The sequence below is a fragment of the Bradyrhizobium sp. USDA 4510 genome (assembly GCF_054059095.1).
This window is the reverse complement of record NZ_JBSSBT010000001.1, coordinates 2,859,954-2,874,934: the sequence shown is the minus strand read 5'-3', so window position 1 is coordinate 2,874,934 and position 14,981 is coordinate 2,859,954. Positions and strand designations below refer to the sequence as shown.

At 63.9% G+C, this 14,981-nt stretch carries 13 protein-coding genes; 3 read left to right on the top strand and 10 right to left on the bottom strand.

Translation table 11 applies throughout. The annotated features are described in order from the left end of the window. Window positions 1–64: 64 nt before the first annotated feature. The 6 genes from ACVMDN_RS12780 to ACVMDN_RS12755 are packed head-to-tail and all read right to left on the bottom strand — an operon-like array spanning window position 65 to window position 6,467. On the bottom strand, window positions 65–1,261 hold the full coding sequence (locus tag ACVMDN_RS12780) for a thiolase C-terminal domain-containing protein (RefSeq protein ID WP_456835183.1): 1,197 nt from the start codon (window positions 1,259–1,261) through the stop codon (window positions 65–67). Next, window positions 1,258–2,541 carry a CaiB/BaiF CoA transferase family protein gene (locus ACVMDN_RS12775; RefSeq protein ID WP_141342324.1) on the bottom strand — a complete coding sequence of 428 codons (1,284 nt, stop codon included), beginning with the start codon at window positions 2,539–2,541 and terminating at the stop codon, window positions 1,258–1,260. The genes ACVMDN_RS12780 and ACVMDN_RS12775 overlap by 4 nt, the downstream gene beginning before the upstream one ends. 53 nt (window positions 2,542–2,594) lie before the next feature. Further along, a complete protein-coding gene (locus ACVMDN_RS12770; RefSeq protein WP_310884824.1) occupies window positions 2,595–3,818 on the bottom strand; it encodes an ABC transporter substrate-binding protein in 1,224 nt (407 codons plus the stop codon). Between the two features lie 27 nt (window positions 3,819–3,845). Then, a complete protein-coding gene (locus ACVMDN_RS12765) occupies window positions 3,846–4,811 on the bottom strand; it encodes a PDR/VanB family oxidoreductase (protein WP_141342322.1) in 966 nt (321 codons plus the stop codon). Next, entirely contained in the window at window positions 4,808–6,127 is a 1,320-nt protein-coding gene (locus tag ACVMDN_RS12760) for a Rieske 2Fe-2S domain-containing protein (protein ID WP_141342321.1), read from the bottom strand. Before ACVMDN_RS12760 ends, ACVMDN_RS12765 begins: the two co-directional genes overlap by 4 nt. 13 nt (window positions 6,128–6,140) lie before the next feature. Beyond that, window positions 6,141–6,467, bottom strand: coding sequence for a hypothetical protein (locus tag ACVMDN_RS12755; protein ID WP_141342320.1), 327 nt, complete (start codon window positions 6,465–6,467; stop codon window positions 6,141–6,143). Between the two features lie 168 nt (window positions 6,468–6,635). Here ACVMDN_RS12755 and ACVMDN_RS12750 point away from each other — a divergent pair, with 168 nt between their 5' ends. Next, window positions 6,636–7,169: a MarR family winged helix-turn-helix transcriptional regulator gene (locus ACVMDN_RS12750; protein ID WP_246786705.1), complete on the top strand. Its 534-nt coding sequence runs from the start codon at window positions 6,636–6,638 to the stop codon at window positions 7,167–7,169. A gap of 21 nt (window positions 7,170–7,190) precedes the next feature. Here ACVMDN_RS12750 and ACVMDN_RS12745 read toward each other — a convergent pair whose 3' ends face one another. The 4 genes from ACVMDN_RS12745 to ACVMDN_RS12730 are packed head-to-tail and all read right to left on the bottom strand — an operon-like array spanning window position 7,191 to window position 12,380. Beyond that, window positions 7,191–8,384 carry a CaiB/BaiF CoA transferase family protein gene (locus ACVMDN_RS12745; protein WP_141342319.1) on the bottom strand — a complete coding sequence of 398 codons (1,194 nt, stop codon included), beginning with the start codon at window positions 8,382–8,384 and terminating at the stop codon, window positions 7,191–7,193. A 10-nt stretch (window positions 8,385–8,394) separates the two neighbouring features. After that, window positions 8,395–10,632, bottom strand: a complete 2,238-nt coding sequence (locus ACVMDN_RS12740) for an acyl-CoA dehydrogenase (RefSeq protein WP_141342318.1) — start codon at window positions 10,630–10,632, stop codon at window positions 8,395–8,397. Between the two features lie 13 nt (window positions 10,633–10,645). Then, window positions 10,646–11,455, bottom strand: a complete 810-nt coding sequence (locus ACVMDN_RS12735; RefSeq protein ID WP_310884825.1) for an enoyl-CoA hydratase/isomerase family protein — start codon at window positions 11,453–11,455, stop codon at window positions 10,646–10,648. Window positions 11,456–11,513: 58 nt separating this feature from the next. Further along, window positions 11,514–12,380 (bottom strand): FadR/GntR family transcriptional regulator, encoded by an 867-nt coding sequence (locus ACVMDN_RS12730; protein WP_083714940.1) that lies wholly within the window; start codon window positions 12,378–12,380, stop codon window positions 11,514–11,516. An 80-nt stretch (window positions 12,381–12,460) separates the two neighbouring features. Between ACVMDN_RS12730 and ACVMDN_RS12725 the strand changes: the two genes are divergently transcribed. Together ACVMDN_RS12725 and ACVMDN_RS12720 are read left to right on the top strand one after the other, a co-directional pair. Beyond that, complete coding sequence (locus ACVMDN_RS12725) at window positions 12,461–13,600, top strand: acyl-CoA dehydrogenase family protein (protein WP_076826407.1); 1,140 nt, start codon at window positions 12,461–12,463, stop codon at window positions 13,598–13,600. A gap of 71 nt (window positions 13,601–13,671) precedes the next feature. Then, entirely contained in the window at window positions 13,672–14,856 is a 1,185-nt protein-coding gene (locus tag ACVMDN_RS12720; RefSeq protein ID WP_244558760.1) for an ABC transporter substrate-binding protein, read from the top strand. Window positions 14,857–14,981 lie beyond the last annotated feature (125 nt).

Sequence of the window (14,981 nt, the reverse complement as noted above, 5' to 3'; positions counted from 1 at the left end):
CCATCTGGGTCACTGACCGGAATGGGCAACCCGGCAGGGAGATAGTGCGCACGTGAAGACCCACTCATAGCGTCGCCTCTGAACCCAGAATGAGGTTGCTGGCCGGCGTCACCATCGGGCCGCCGATCACCAGCGCCACATCATTTCGTCGAGCCTGGCTCGCCGACGCGCCACGCACCTGACGAACCGCTTCCAACACCAGCTCAAAGCCGTGCATGTAGCATTCGGCAAGGTTGCCGCCACTGGTGTTGAGCGGGAGCCTCCCGGATGGAGCGATCAAATTGTCGAAGGTCAGGAAGTCGTTGGCCTTCTCGGGCCTGAAGAAGCCGTGCTCCGCCAGCGCCATCACGACACCGCCGGTGAAGTTCTCGTACGCCTGGACCACACCGACATCTGACGGCCCTACCCCGGCCATGCGGTACAGATCGGATGCAACGGTGCCGAAGTTCGCGGTGGCGTAGAGCGGCGCATTGTGCGCCGTTGCCGCCGCACGATGTCCGGATCCGAAGGCCGCACCGAGCAGATAGGCCGGCTTGTGCCGGAAGTCGCTGGCGCGCTCTGCCGATACCAGCACCAATGCCGCTGCGCCGTCATTTTCCATGCAGCAATCGTAAAGATGGAAGGGCTCCACGATCCAGCGCGAGGCATCGTACTTCTCGATATCCAGCGGCTTGCCTCGCATCACCGCGCGCGGGTTGGCCTGGGCATGATGATAGGAGGCGAGCGCAATCGCGCGCAAAGCCTCCTGTCGCACGCCATGCTCGTGCATGTAGCGTTGCACCCGCATGGCAAAGCGCTGCGGGGGAGCCAGCACCCCATAGGGCATCAGATAGGACCGTTCGCCCGAAACGGTGTGAATCCCGGCTGCCTGTCCGAAACGGCCATATTGGGCCTGCGCCAATGAGCGGAACACCACGACACAATCGGCAAGGCCCGCGACGATCGAGGCGGCCGCATTGGCAACCGGCGCGCTGCAACCGCCGCCGCCTCCGCCCCATTGCATGGTCGCGGAGCGCAGTCGATGCGTACCCAGCGCCGCAGCCAGCCGTGACGCCTCGCTGCGATCGTCGCTGTAAGACGAGAAGCCATCGATCTCGCGGGGATCGAGCCCGGCATCCTCGCAAGCCGCCAGGATCGCCTTCAACGCGAGCTTGAATTCCGGATCGGGAGAAGCGCCATGACGATAATATTCGGTTTCACCGATCCCGATCACGGCCACACGGCCCCGCAGCGTCCGCTCGTCTCGCGCGCGCCCGGTCACGGTTTGGCATCCTGTCGCGAAGCCTCGCTGCCGAAGGCTCCGCCTCCGGCAAGGCGCGCGATCTCCGTCTTGTCGTAGCCGAGCAACTCAAGCAGCACGTTCTCGGTGTGCTGCCCAACTGCCGGTGCCGCAACGGGATCCACGATCGGTGTCCGCGAATACCGGATCGGCAGGTTCACGTTCGGCACCCACCCCACCGTCTCATGCGGGATCCGGGTGACGATCCCGCGCTCCCTCGCCTCGGGCGAACGGATCGCCTCGCCGACGGTGCGCAGCTGGCCGCAGGGCACGCCGGCCGCCCGCATCCGCGGCTGCCAGTGCGACCAGGGCTGCCGGGCAAAGGCATCGCCGAGGATCGCGAACAACTCCTCGCGCCGGCGGATTCGATCGGGGCCGGTTGCATAGATTTCGGCCCCCGCGAGATCCTCGCGCTCGAGAACCTGCGCCGTCAGGCGCTGGAAGATCTTGTCGTTGCCGCAGTTGATATAGAAGGAGCAATCGCTGGCCTGGAACACACCCGACGGACACGTGTCCGGGCTGGTGTTGCCGCTTCGCCTCGGATCGGCACCGCTAAAGAGCGACTGCGTGGTCGCATAGCCGGTCATCAGGACGGCGTTCTCGAACAATGACACCTCGACGGCCTGGCCGTGTCCGCTGCGCTCGCGCGCCAACAGGGCGCCAAGGATCGCATTGCTGGCCATCATCGCAGTGCTGATGTCCATCACCGGCGACAAAGCCCGCACGCCTTCGCGGTCGGCATAGCCGTTCATCGACACGAAGCCGCTCTCGACCTGCGCGATCGGATCAAAGCCAAGCCGGTCCGAAAATGCCCCGTCGCGGCCATAGGCCGACACCGAGCAGTAGATGATCTCGGGTTTGATCTTGCGGCAGCTCTCGTAGTCGAGCCCCAGCCGTGCCATCACGCTCGCGGAAAAATTCTCGACAAGGACGTCCGCCGTCGCGATCAGCTCGCGCGCGATCTTCAAGCCCTCCAGGGATTTGAGATCGAGGGCGACGCTGCGCTTGTTCCGGTTGGTCCACAGGAACGGCGCGCCGTGCCTGAGATCGGGATGCACCGGGGGATAACGGCGCAGATCGTCGCCGCGGCCCGGCGCTTCGATCTTGATCACCTCGGCCCCCATGTCGGCGAGGATCATGGTGGCAAACGGCCCCGCGATGAAATGCGAGAAATCGATCACCCGGATCCCCTCAAGCGCTCTTGGCGCGCCGGCGGGACGAGGCGTGTGCTCGGGGAAGTCGGCTTCAAGCTGATCCAGCATCGGGATATCCGTCAATTTGAGCAGTGTTGATCCAAGGATCGCGGCCGTCGTCGTCAATTGCTCTTCGGCGGGTCGACGAGCGAGCAACCGCCCTGGTCGAGCGGCCGGAAGGCTTCCGGCCCGGACAGCGCGCCGACCTGCTCCAGCAGGTCCCACTTGCTCTTCGAGGCACTCGGGCTCTTCACCTTGAAGATGTACATGTTGTGGATGGCGCGGCCGTCGGCGCGCACCACGACTGGCCCGAACAAGGCGTCATCGATCGGCTTCTCCTTCAGCTTCTGGATCACGGCCGGCGCGTCATTGGTTCCCGCCGCCAGCGCCGCGTTCAGATAGGCCAGCACGGAGGAATAGACGCCGGCGTGGAAGGCGGTCGGCGACTGCCCATGCTGCCGCTCGCCGAATTTGGTCGACCAGGCGCGGCTGGCATCGTCGAGGTCCCAGTAGAACGGCTGCGTGATGATCAGCCCCTCCCCGACCGCAAGCCCGCTAGACTCGACATCGTTGGTGGTGGTCAATAGCGCGGCGAAGGTGCGCCCGCTCTGCTTCAGCCCGAACTCGGCGGATTGCTTGATCAGGCTGACGGTGTCGCCACCGGCGGTCGCGAACGCGATCACGTCGGCGCCCGAGCCTTCGGCCTGCAGGATGAACGAGGCATAGTCCGCATTGTTGATCGGTACATTGACCGATCCGAGAACGGTCCCGCCGCCGGCACCGATCACCGCCGTTCCGACGCGCACCATCGATTTGCCGAGCGCATTGTCGGTGGCGATGAAGTACCATTTCTTGCCGCCGTGATGCACGAGATAGGCGCCGATGGTGTGAGAGGCCGCCCAGGTATCGAAGGTCCACTGAATCGTATTGGGTGAGCAGTATTTCCCGGTCAGGTCGGACGACGCCGCGCTCGATGCGATCAGCGCCGCTTTGGTGCCGCGCATGACCCCGTTGACCGCCAGCCCAACGGCCGAGTTCGGCACGTCGGCGACCGCATCGACCTTCTCCTGATCGATCCAGCGGCGCGCGATGGCGGCGCCGACATCAGCCTTGTTCTGGTGATCCGCCGAGACGATCTCGACCTTGAAATCCGGATGAAGCCGCATGAAGTCCTCGGCCGCCATTTTGGCCGCTGTCACAGAACCTTCGCCGGCATTGTCCGAGTAAGGGCCGGACGCGTCGTTGAGCACGCCGATCTTCAGAGACCGCGCGGCGACCGCCGTCGCCGGCGAACCGGCACAAAAGGCCAGGAGAGCTATTCCGGCTATCTGCGAAAGATACTTCATTGTTTCCACCCGCCGTATGTTGTTGTGTTAGAGATCGAGCACAAGCGTCCGGGACTTGGCGCCCGAGCAGCAGATCATGACGCTCTTGTTCGCCGCCTGCTCTTCGTTGCTCAGGAACTGGTCGCGATGGTCGGGTATGCCCTCGAGCACGCGCGTCTCGCAGGTGCCGCAGACACCTTCGGTACAGGCATAGTTCGCGGCGATCCCGGCCTCCAGCAGCGCATCGAGGATCGTCTTGCCGGGCTCGACTGCAATCGTGCGGTTGCTTCGCGCCAGCTTGACGTCGAAGCCACCTTCGGTGGCTGGAGCTTCCCGGGCCTTGAAATATTCGACATGTACGTGATCGGCCGGGCGATCGGCCGTCGTCGCCTCGAGCGCCTCGAGCATGGGCACCGGACCGCAACAGTAGAGATGCGCGCGAGGCGGAGCGTTCCTGACGAGCGCCGGGAGATCGAACACCCGTCCCGATCGCTCGTCGTCGAAATCGAGATGTACCCTCGATCGATACGTGCCGAGTTCGTCGAGGAATGCGGCAGCGGCGCGCGTCCTCGCGGCATAGAACAGCTCCCAGTGACGTCCAAGCGCCTCAAGCCGTCGGATCATCGACAGCAGCGGCGTGATGCCGATGCCCCCGGCGATCAGGACAGAATGGTCGGCCTCCTCGCGGAGCGCGAAGTTATTCCGCGGCTCGGAGATCCTTATGATGTTCCCGACCCTGACGGTGTCGTGGACAAAGCTGGACCCACCCCGGCTCTCGCCATCCCTGTTCACCGCGATGACATACCGGTGCCGCTCGCATTGGTCGTTTACCAGCGAATAGCTGCGGATCATGCCGTTCGGCAGATGCAGGTCGATGTGGCTCCCGGCCGTGAACGGCGTCAGTTCGCCGCCCGTCGGGGCAATCAGCTCATACGAATTGATCCGCTCGGCCTCATATCCGATACGCTTGACCAGCACCTCCAGCGTACCAGCCGTGTGTTCGAATGCGCTCACAGCTCGTACCCGAAATCGGCGCCAAGCTTCGCACGCATGAACGGCGCGCCGACGTCAACCCACAAATCCTCCGGCGGCAACCGCAGCGAGACCGCTCGCACCATGAACACGTCCGGGTCCAAGACTCCTTTGGGCTTGATCGCGTGATCGCGATAGGCGCCAAGCGCTTCAAGAATGAAACGTCGCGTCATCGCGATGCCGGTATCACTTGAGCAGAGCGTCTCCTTGGTGCGATCAAAGATCGGCGAGACGCCGCTTTGGCAGGCGCCGTCCTGCACCCAGAGCCCCGGCAGGCCCGAGAACCAGGTGGTCCGCTGCGCCTCGTAGTCGAACTGAAAGCCGTTCTGCGGATTGTATTTCGTCCAGTAGCCTGCGTATGGGACCGTCACCGGGTGCTGGACGAGCGCGTGGCGGCTGGCATGACCACTCTCGCGGCCCTTGTGTCCTTCGGCGAAGACCTGCCGGGTTTTCTCCAGCAGCGGCTCCGATGGATGATAGGAGAACATGATGCAGAGCGTGTTCTCGTCATCGATCGGGACCCAGGCGTGCCCGCTCAAATCCGGGAACGGAGACAGCGGAGGCACCAGCGTATAGAACGGCAGCAGGAACTGGTTGACCCGCCAGTACAGCGTGTTGGCATCGTAATTGCGCCGCGCGGCGATGCTCATGCCGAAATCCTGCTTAATGCATTCGAAGGTCGGGCGCAGGTCGCGCTTCTGGATCCAGGCGCTCGTCGTGCCCTGCGCATCCAGTCGTCCATGAAGCAGCGGCGCGTGCGCTGAATCGATCTCACCCTCGACCGCCTGCAGCCAATTGCACTCCTGGACGCGAACCGAGATGTGCACCTGCTCGGCAGGCACCAGATTCCATTCGAGATTCGGCAGCGGCGGAAGCTCAGCCTGGTCGGGACCCATATAGGTCCAGATCATCCCGTTGCGCTCCTTGCAGGGATAGGCCTTGATCCGCACCCGCTCCTTGAGGCGACTGCGCACTGGCTCTGCCGGCATGTCAGTCACGGCGCCGGTGACGTCGAATTTCCAGCCGTGATAGACGCAGCGCAGCCCGCAATCCTCATTTCGTGCAAAGACCAGCGGCGCTCCGCGATGCGGGCAGGCCTGGTCGACCAGCCCGATGCGCCCCTCGGAATCGCGAAAGGCGACGAGATCCTCGCCCAGCAGCCGGATGCGCTTCGGCTGCCCGTCCGCGGCGAGATCAGCCGACGGCAGGAAAGGAATCCAGTACAGGCGGAAAAGTTCGCCGAGTGGCGTTCCCTTGCCGACCCTCACCAGCCGTTCATTGTCTTCGCGCGAGAGCATGGGGTCGCCTCCTTCAATTACGTGTGGCCGGGCCTGCCGCGCCGCCGAGAAGCGCGGCGACACGGTCAGACAGTCCGAGATCCTGGGCGGTCCAGAGCGGATCGGATGCGGTGAGCGGCTGGCGTGGAATGGGAGGTTGCTTGCCCTGCTCCACCAGGCCGACAATCAATTCGATGCGCCGCCGCTCGAGCTCGCGCAGAGCGTCCTCGACGACGGCGGCTTCAGCCGTGCACCCCGGCAGCTCCGGATAGGCAAGGCGAACCCGCCACTTCCCCGGCTCGGTTTCGACTGCCTCCGCCTCAAGCAAATAGGGAATCGACAGCAGCTCACGCAGGTCCAAGTTTCAACCTCCCTGAACGACGTCTTCGCATCGCATTTGATACGTATACGTACTACATTATCGGAAGGCTGGCAAGAGCCGAGGCCGACCCTGTCTCCCTCAGAAAGAGGCTGGTGACGTGGTTCGCCACAGGGTTGAGGACGATCAGCCAAGCTGCTAACGGCTAGGATGCAATTCGCAGAACGCAGCTGGGATCCAGACAACGGCATGGCAGCCGATAAAGGCAAGCAGACAACCTCGGCGGCAGACGTTGCACGCGACTGGCAGCTCGAGGGTGGTGTCGGATTCCTGTTGCGTCTGCTGGAGGCCCGCTACGATGGGCTTTATCAAAGCATGACGCGCCAGAGCGATATCACGCCGCGGCAGTTCGGTGTGCTGATGGCGCTGTATCAGTTAGGTCCTCTAACCCCCTCCGTGTTGGCCGAACGGATCAGCTGCGACCGCAACACGCTCAGCGAAATGCTGAAGCGCATGGTCGCGCGCAGACTGGTCTCGAAGAAAGACAATCCGGACGACCGCCGCTCGCTCCAGGTGCAGATCACGGCTAAAGGCGAGGAAGCGCTTCTCGCCGTCATTCCGGCCGCCACCGAGCTGCAAAACATCATGCTGGCCCCCCTTCGCAAGGAGGACCGCGCGCATTTCCTGAAATGCCTGTTGGCGATCGCGAGGGCTCCGCCGCCGGACAGTCCGGCCGATACGTGAAATCGCCGGCGTCCAGCGGCCCTACGCCTGCACCTTCCCGAACGTGCCCGCAGCGGCGAGCGTCGCGATTGCGTCCGGCGACAGGCCCAGGATCCGCGACAGCACATCGTCCCGCTGCGCGCCGATCCCGGGAACTCGACGTCCCATCGGCGTATCGGCCCCGGACATCTGCCATGGCGCATTGACGCCGATGAAGTCACCTGCCCCGTCCGAGACGGTCCCAAACACCCCACGTTGGCGCAAATGGGCATCGGTCAGCGCCGCGCCCGGCGTCCGGTACTCGGCGCAGGGAACACCGGCGCGATCCAGCGCCGCGATGCATTCAGCAACGGTGTGGCGTTCGGTCCATTTCTCGATCACCTGCATCATGGCGGTCCAATTGGCGCCGCGCGCTGGAATGGTCGAAAAGCGCGGATCGTTCACCAACTCTTCCTGCCCGGTCACCTCGCACAGCGCCGCGAAATTACGCGGCGTGACCGGGGCGATCAGAATATCGCCATCGCGCGCGCGGACCGGCCCATAGGTCGGGCGCGGCGAACGGATCGGGAATTGCGCCTCCTGAAGCTCATAGACCAGCAGATTCATCATGCAGTCCATCAAGGCTACATCGACGCGCTGTCCTTTCCCGGTGCGCGTTCGCTGGACCATCGCGGTCTGGATCGCGGAATAGCCGAAGATGCCGCCGAGGATATCGGCGACAAAGATCGCGCCCGGCGCGGGACGCTCCCGGTCACCGGCATAACGCATCAAGGAGTGATCGAATCCGCTCTCGGCATGGACGATCATCGCATAAGCCGCGCGCTCGGCTGCTGGGCCTGACTGGCCATAACCCGAGATCGAGCAATAGATGAGGCGCGGGTTGATCTCGCAGAGCGTCTCGTAGCCAAGACCAAGGCGGTCCATCACGCCAGGGCGGAAATTCTCGACGAGAATGTCCGCCTCCGCGACCATGCGATGTACGAGCCTGATGGCGTCGGCATTCTTCAGGTCCAGCGCCAGGCTACGCTTGCCGGCATTGAGCTGGCCGAAATAGGTGCTGTGGCCTTCGCGCAGCGGCGTTCGCAACCGCATGTCATCGCCTTCCGGAGGCTCGATCTTGATGACCTCGGCGCCGACGTCGGCGAGCAGCCGCGCGCAATACGGCCCTGCCACCATGATCGAGAAATCGAGCACGCGCACGCCGGTGAGCGGCGCCCTGTCGCCATCCTTCTGCATCCGATCTCTCCTATCTCGGCAGCCCGAGCGCGCGTTGCGCGATCAGACTGCGCTGAATCTCGTTGGTCCCGATGCTGATGACCCACATCAGCGAATGCCGCAGGCTTTGCTCGAAGCGACCGTTGTCGATCGCGCCCGGCATCTGCTCGGACAGCGCGGCACGCATGCCAAGGATGTCGAGCGCAGCCTCGCCGAATCGCTCCATCAGCTCACCGGAGAACACCTTGCTGATCGCGCCATATTCCGGCGGCGTCACGCCGTCGGCGGCAAGTTCGGCGCAACGCATCATCAAGAGACGGCCGATCTCGATCTCTGACGCCAAGGTCACCATCCTGTCGCGGATGATTGGATCATCGGCGAGAGACCGATCACCTTGCTTCGCCATCACTTGCGAACGCAGTTGCTCGAAGGCGTGCGCGACCTTCAGGACGATCCCGCCACCAACCAGCCCGCGCTCGAAGGCCAGCGCGCCGGTCAACACTTTCCAACCGCCATTGACCTCGCCGACCAGGTTCTCGGCGGGGATGCGGACGTTGTCGTAAAAGATGTTGGCAAACGTGCCATCATACATGGTTGCTGATGGACTGATCGTGATGCCCGGCGCATCCATCGGCACGATGAACATGCTGATGCCCGCGTGTGGCGGCTTCGCGTCCTTGTCGGTCCGCGCGGCGAGGAACATGTATTTGCCCCACCAGGTGGTGGTCCAGATCTTCTGGCCGTTGATCACCCAGTGATCGCCGTCCCTGGCCGCACTGGTGCGCAGCGCGGCAAGGTCCGACCCTGCCTGCGGCTCGCTGTAGCCCATGCCATGCATCGCTTCGCCACGCAGGATTTCCGGAAGGTATTTCTGCTGCTGCGCTGCCGTGCCGAACATCATCAGCGCATTGGCCTGGATCGCCGCGCCGATCCGCGGCGCCTCGCCCCGCTCCATGGTCTCCATGAAGGCGATCTGCTCCAGGGGCGAGCGCGCCTGGCCGCCGAATTGCTCTGGCCATCCGAGCCCGATCCATCCGGTCTCACCGATGTCGCGGGCGAAGCCGGCATCGAACTCACGCTTGGCGAAGGGCCTTCCGTCGAATGCTTGCTTCGTATCTCCAGTCCAGTGTTGCTCGAGCCAGAGCCGGATCTGCTCGCGAAACGCATTTCCAGCGGCCCCGAGGTCATATTGCGGCAGCCCGACGCCGCCCGCATCCAACAGCCGCGCTGCCAGCCTGCTCTTGGCATCCGAGACGCCGCCAAGCGCGATCGTATCGAGATGCACGCGCTTGAAGTGGATTGGCGCCTCGTGCTCTTCGGCATAACCGATCGCACCGAACGTATGCTGGACCTCCAGCGACACCTGCCGTAGCGCATGACCGGAGAACGCCGATGCGCAATCGGCGAAGTAGCGCCAGCCGCCCTCGCCGCCGTCATGCAGTCTGGCGGCATGGTCGAGGATCAACCTGACGCCTTCGAGCGCAATCAGGCAGTCGGCCAGCTTGTGCTGGATGGCCTGGAACCTGCCGATCGGCTGCCCGAACTGGTGCCGTTCCTTGGCATAGTCCACGGCGAGCTCAAAGGCACGCCGCGCCGCGCCATAGGCACGCGCGGTCAACATCGCTCTGCCCTTGATGCGGAGATGGTCGAGATCGACTGTATCTATGGGAATGCGCGTGAGCGGCGCTTCGTTCAGCCGGACCTCGTAGAGCCCCCACGCTCCCATCGCGCGGGTTGCGACGCACTCGACACCGGGACCGTCAAGATTGATCAGCCCAAGCTGGGCCTGGTCAAGAACGACCAGAAGGTGCGTCGCGCCTCCGGCAGCCTCGACAAAACGAAGCACGCCCTTTGCCTTGAGGTCCGTGACCTCAACCGCTCCTGTGCCGGCGTCCGGATCCAGCGCACCAAATGAGAAGGCGACGGTCGCCTCCCCGGACTGCAGCCGCTCCAGCAGATCCACCGCGACGTCGACCTGCGATCCGGAGATCGCAAGATTGGCGAGCGCCGCAGACCACATCGGCGCCGTGCAGCCGGCCCGGCCGAGTTCCGCCATGACGACGAGGATTTCGGCGAGCCCGCCTTCGCTGCTCTCCGCACCAAGCGCGGCGACGCCCTGCCCAACGAGCTTGCGCCAGATCGCCGACACCTCGTCCGGCGAGGACGATGCGGCTAAATCGAGTGGAAGCCAATGCTCGTCCAGGAAACCGCGCAAGGAATCGCGCAGCATTCCTGCGACATCGTCATTCGAGGCTTCGATCGCCGCCATGGTGAGGCCCGCGCTATGCCTGGCCGAATCTGGGCTTCCGCTTCTCCTTGAACGACATAGTCGCTTCCTTGTGGTCGGCAGTCTCGAACGTCACCTGCTCCAGCGCCATCGACGCCTCCAGCAGCATGTTGACGCGCTCCTTGACGATCTGGTTGATCGACAGCTTGGTCCAGCGAATGGCCCAGGTCGGACCGTTGGCGAGCTCGACCGCGATCGCGCGGGCCTTGGCCAACACCTCCGCGCGCGGCGCGACATGATTGACCAGCCCGATCCGCTCCGCCTCATTTCCCTTCAGGAGCGTGCCGCGGATCAGGAATTCCTTGGCCTTGTTGATGCCGACCAGCAGCGGCCAGATCACTGTGCCGCCGTCGCCGGCGACGAGGCCGACACGCGAGACGTGGGTGTCGCCGATCCGTGCGTCTTCCGCCATCACCGTGATGTCGCAAAGCAGCGCATGGGTCGCCGCAAGGCCGATGGCATCGCCATTGATCGCCGCGATGATGGGCTTGTCGAGCTCGAGCTGGCGGGTGACTCCGCGGCGGCTGATCATGGGATCGTGTACCTCGCCCTCTTCGAGCACGTCGCCGCCGGGCCGCTCGGACATCGCCTTGACGTCGCCACCGACGCAGAAGAAGTCGCCCGCCCCGGTCAGCACCACGGCATTAACGGCGTGATCGTCGGCGAGGTCGTCCCAGATCGTGCGCAACTCGCGGATCAGCTTCTGATTGATGGCATTGCGCGCCTGCGGGCGGTTCAAGGTCACGGTCGCGACCTTGTCCGCGACCTCGACCGTCAGGCATTCATATTTGGCGTAATTGGACACGTTTGCCTCCATTGTTTCGCTGTTTGAGTTGTTTGATTATTGGCAACGCGGGCGCGCGCTAGCGGCGCATCCCGGGCTGCACATCCGCCAATGCGACGTGAAGCGACATGGCGCCCGGATCCTGCTCGAGCATGCGCTGCACGGATTCCAGATGCGATCGCAGCAATCGGCTTGCCAGATCGACGTTCCGTTCGCTGAGGGCCGCCAGGAACTGCCGCCGCTTCTCGGCCAGCCGTGCCATCGCGACCCCGCTGGAAGCGACCTTGGCATAGACGAAGCGCATGTGGATCTCGGTGACCGAGTCCACGATCATCGCAATCACCTTGTTGCCGGTCGAGGCCGCCAGCAGCTTGTAGAACTCGCGCGAACATTCGACCCGGTCGAGCAGCCGCCCCTCCTTGGTCGCAAGCTCCGTCCGCTCGATATTGGCTTCCAATGCATCGAGATCGGCCCGGCGGGCATTGGCACAAGCCAACTGCACCACGAGGTCGAGGACGTGGACCCGCGCCTCCGACAATTCCCGTACCGAAATCGTGCCGAGGCTCAGCATGTCGCGCATGACCTCGTTCATGCGGCGGGTGTCGCCCTGCTGGATGAAGGCGCCGCCCTTGACGCCCTTCTGCAGCCGGAGCACGCCGGCCATTTCGAGGCTGCGCAATGCTTCCCGCAGCACATTCCGACTGACGCCGAGCTGCTGAGCCAGCTCGCGCTCGGCCGGCAGCTTGTCGCCGGGCTTCAGCACGCCGAGCGCGAGTTGCTCGCGAATGCGCTCGCAGATCTCCTCGAACGTCCGCCTGGTGTGAATCGGCTTGAATGTCGGCGCGGCCGGCGAGCCGGCCGCACGATGATCGGTGGCCCGCTCCCGGCGGCTCGGCGAGGCGGCACGGGAGCGCCGCGGCGCGCGAGGGCTTGACTTGGTGCTCATGCGATGAATTATTAAATGGATCACCCATTCAATGGAAGCCCTTTTTTGCTTCCGGCAAAGAAAACGAAACGGGAGTTCGCATGAGTTTTTCCGAGGAGCAGGTCGCGTTCCGTGACAACGTGCGCAGAATGGTCGCCAGGCACGTGGCGCCGATCGCCGCCGAGATCGACGAAACCGACCGCTTCCCGCTCGAACTGGTCAAGCTGTTCGGCGAGATGGGACTGATGCAGCTCTGGGTGCCGGAGCGCTATGGCGGCCCGAATGGCAACCTGACCATGGCCTGCATCGCGCGCGAGGAGATCTCCAAGGTCTCCCCTGCCTGTGCGTCGATCGCCGCGCTCAACACCATGTTCATCATGCCGCTGCTGCATTTCGGCTCTGAGGAGCAGCGCAAGAAGTATCTGCCGATCATCGCCGAGGGTGGCGTGGTCACGGCAATCGCGATCTCGGAGCCGCAGGCCGGCTCCGACGTCGCCGCGCTCAACACCCGCGCCCGCAAGGACGGCGATAGTTATGTCCTGAACGGCCGCAAGCAGTGGTGCAGCTATGGTGTCGCGGCCGACTACATCGTGGTCATGGCGCGAACCAGTGACGGCGCCGGTGCAGACGGCATCAGCGCCTTCATCGTCGAGCCGAAGAGAATGCCGGGCATCACGTTCGGCCGCCACGAGCGCAAGATGGGCTTTCGCGGCGCGCCCAACACGCCGATCTTCTTCGACAATGTCCGCGTTCCCGCGGAAAATCTCGTCGGTGAGGAAGGCAAGGGCTTTCGCGCGTCGATGCGCGCGCTCGACCTCAACCGGCCGACCATCGGCGCGCAATCCGTCGGCCTCGCACAAGGCGCACTGGATGCCTGCGTCGCCTACGCCAAGGAGCGCAAGCAATTCAAGAAACCGATCGCCGAGTTCCAGGGCGTGCAGTTCATGCTCGCCGACATGGCCATGCAGATCGAGGCGGCCCGCGCGCTGGTCTACGAATGTGCCCACGCCGGCGATGCCGGCGACTGGAAGCGGCTCAACGTGCTTGCCAGCATGGCCAAATGCGTCGGCAGCGACATGGCGATGAAGGTGACGACCGACGCGGTCCAGATCTTCGGCGGCTACGGCTACACGATGGACTATCCGGTCGAACGCATGATGCGCGATGCCAAGCTGACCCAGATTTTTGAGGGCACCAACCAGATCCAGCGCGTGGTGATCGCCCGCGAGCTGCTGCGCTAGCGCGGATCGATTTCAAGAAGAAGCAATTGCAGGGAGGAACGAACTTGAACCACATCATCAACCGGGCGCTGATGGCCGGCGCGGTGTCAGTACTGCTGGCGGTACCTGCCTATGCTCAGAAAGCCTACGGTCCCGGTGCCAGCGATACCGAGATCAAGCTCGGCCAATCGACGCCGCTGAGTGGTCCCGCATCCGCGTTCGGCGCGGGCGCCGGGCGGGCGGTGGTCGGCTACTTCGAGATGCTGAATGCCAAAGGCGGCATCAACGGCCGCAAGATCAACTTCACGCAGCTCGACAATGCCTACAGCGCGCCGAAGGCGGTCGAACAATCGCGCAAGCTGATCGAGGACGTCGGCATATTGGCCGAGGTCGGCACGATCGGCACCGCGCCCAACGTCGCGATCCAGAAATACCTGAACGCCAAGCAGGTGCCGCAGCTGTTCATCACCGCCGGCGGACGCCGCTTCAACGATCCCAAGGCCTTTCCCTGGACGATCCCGCTCTATCCCGACTTCGAAACCGAAGGCCGCGTCGTCGCCAAATACATCCTCACCGTAAAGCCGGACGCCAGAATCGGCGTGCTTTATCAGAATGACGACTATGGCAAGGACTACCTGAAGGGCCTCCGCGCCGGCCTCGGTCCGAAGGCCGAGCTGATCGTCGCCCAGGCCTCCTACGAGCTCGCCGATCCGACGATCGACTCGCAGATCGTGCAGCTGAAGGCCGCCGGCGTCGACACCCTGATCGAGCAGTCGTCGTCGAAGGCCGCCGCGCAATCGATCCGCAAGGTTTACGAGCTCGGCTGGAAACCCCTGCACGTGATCGGGGGCTCGACCGCATCGGTCGAAACTATCCTGAAGCCCGCGGGCCTCGAAGCATCGAAAGGGCTGGTTACAACGCAATTCCTCAAGCAACCGGGCGACCCGGCGTGGGCCAACGATGAGGAGGTCAAGGCCTACAAGCAGTTCTTGAAGGCATACGCACCTTCAGCCAACCCGGACGACTATTCTGTGCTCGTGGCCTATATGAACGTGCACGCCGTGGAGTTAGCGTTGCGCAAATGCGGCGACGACCTGACCCGCGAGAACCTCATGAAGCAGGCTACCTCGCTGAATGGCGAACGATTGCCGATGATGCTCCCAGGCGTCGCGATCGGCACCCGGCCCGGAGACTACACACCCTTCAGAGCTCTGCGGATTGCGACATTTGATGGAGAAAGCTGGTCCTTGACCGGCGCTCCTCTATCGGCCGACTAGACCAGACTAGACTGCGGGCGGAGAGCCACCAAGGCTCTCGCTAAGCTCGGGTAGGTCTGCTCGAACAAGCAGCTGCGTCCCATCATGTCGCGGCGAATCCTCACACGTTCGGTGACCATTGCGCC

Coding starts and splice junctions, on each gene's coding strand:
- ACVMDN_RS12775 (WP_141342324.1), bottom strand. CDS start 2,541: ATGCTGGATCAGCTTGAAGCCGACTTCCCCGAGCACACGCCTCGTCCC.
- ACVMDN_RS12770 (WP_310884824.1), bottom strand. CDS start 3,818: ATGAAGTATCTTTCGCAGATAGCCGGAATAGCTCTCCTGGCCTTTTGT.
- ACVMDN_RS12760 (WP_141342321.1), bottom strand. CDS start 6,127: ATGCTCTCGCGCGAAGACAATGAACGGCTGGTGAGGGTCGGCAAGGGA.
- ACVMDN_RS12750 (WP_246786705.1), top strand. CDS start 6,636: ATGCAATTCGCAGAACGCAGCTGGGATCCAGACAACGGCATGGCAGCC.
- ACVMDN_RS12745 (WP_141342319.1), bottom strand. CDS start 8,384: ATGCAGAAGGATGGCGACAGGGCGCCGCTCACCGGCGTGCGCGTGCTC.
- ACVMDN_RS12740 (WP_141342318.1), bottom strand. CDS start 10,632: ATGGCGGCGATCGAAGCCTCGAATGACGATGTCGCAGGAATGCTGCGC.
- ACVMDN_RS12730 (WP_083714940.1), bottom strand. CDS start 12,380: ATGAGCACCAAGTCAAGCCCTCGCGCGCCGCGGCGCTCCCGTGCCGCC.
- ACVMDN_RS12725 (WP_076826407.1), top strand. CDS start 12,461: ATGAGTTTTTCCGAGGAGCAGGTCGCGTTCCGTGACAACGTGCGCAGA.
- ACVMDN_RS12720 (WP_244558760.1), top strand. CDS start 13,672: ATGGCCGGCGCGGTGTCAGTACTGCTGGCGGTACCTGCCTATGCTCAG.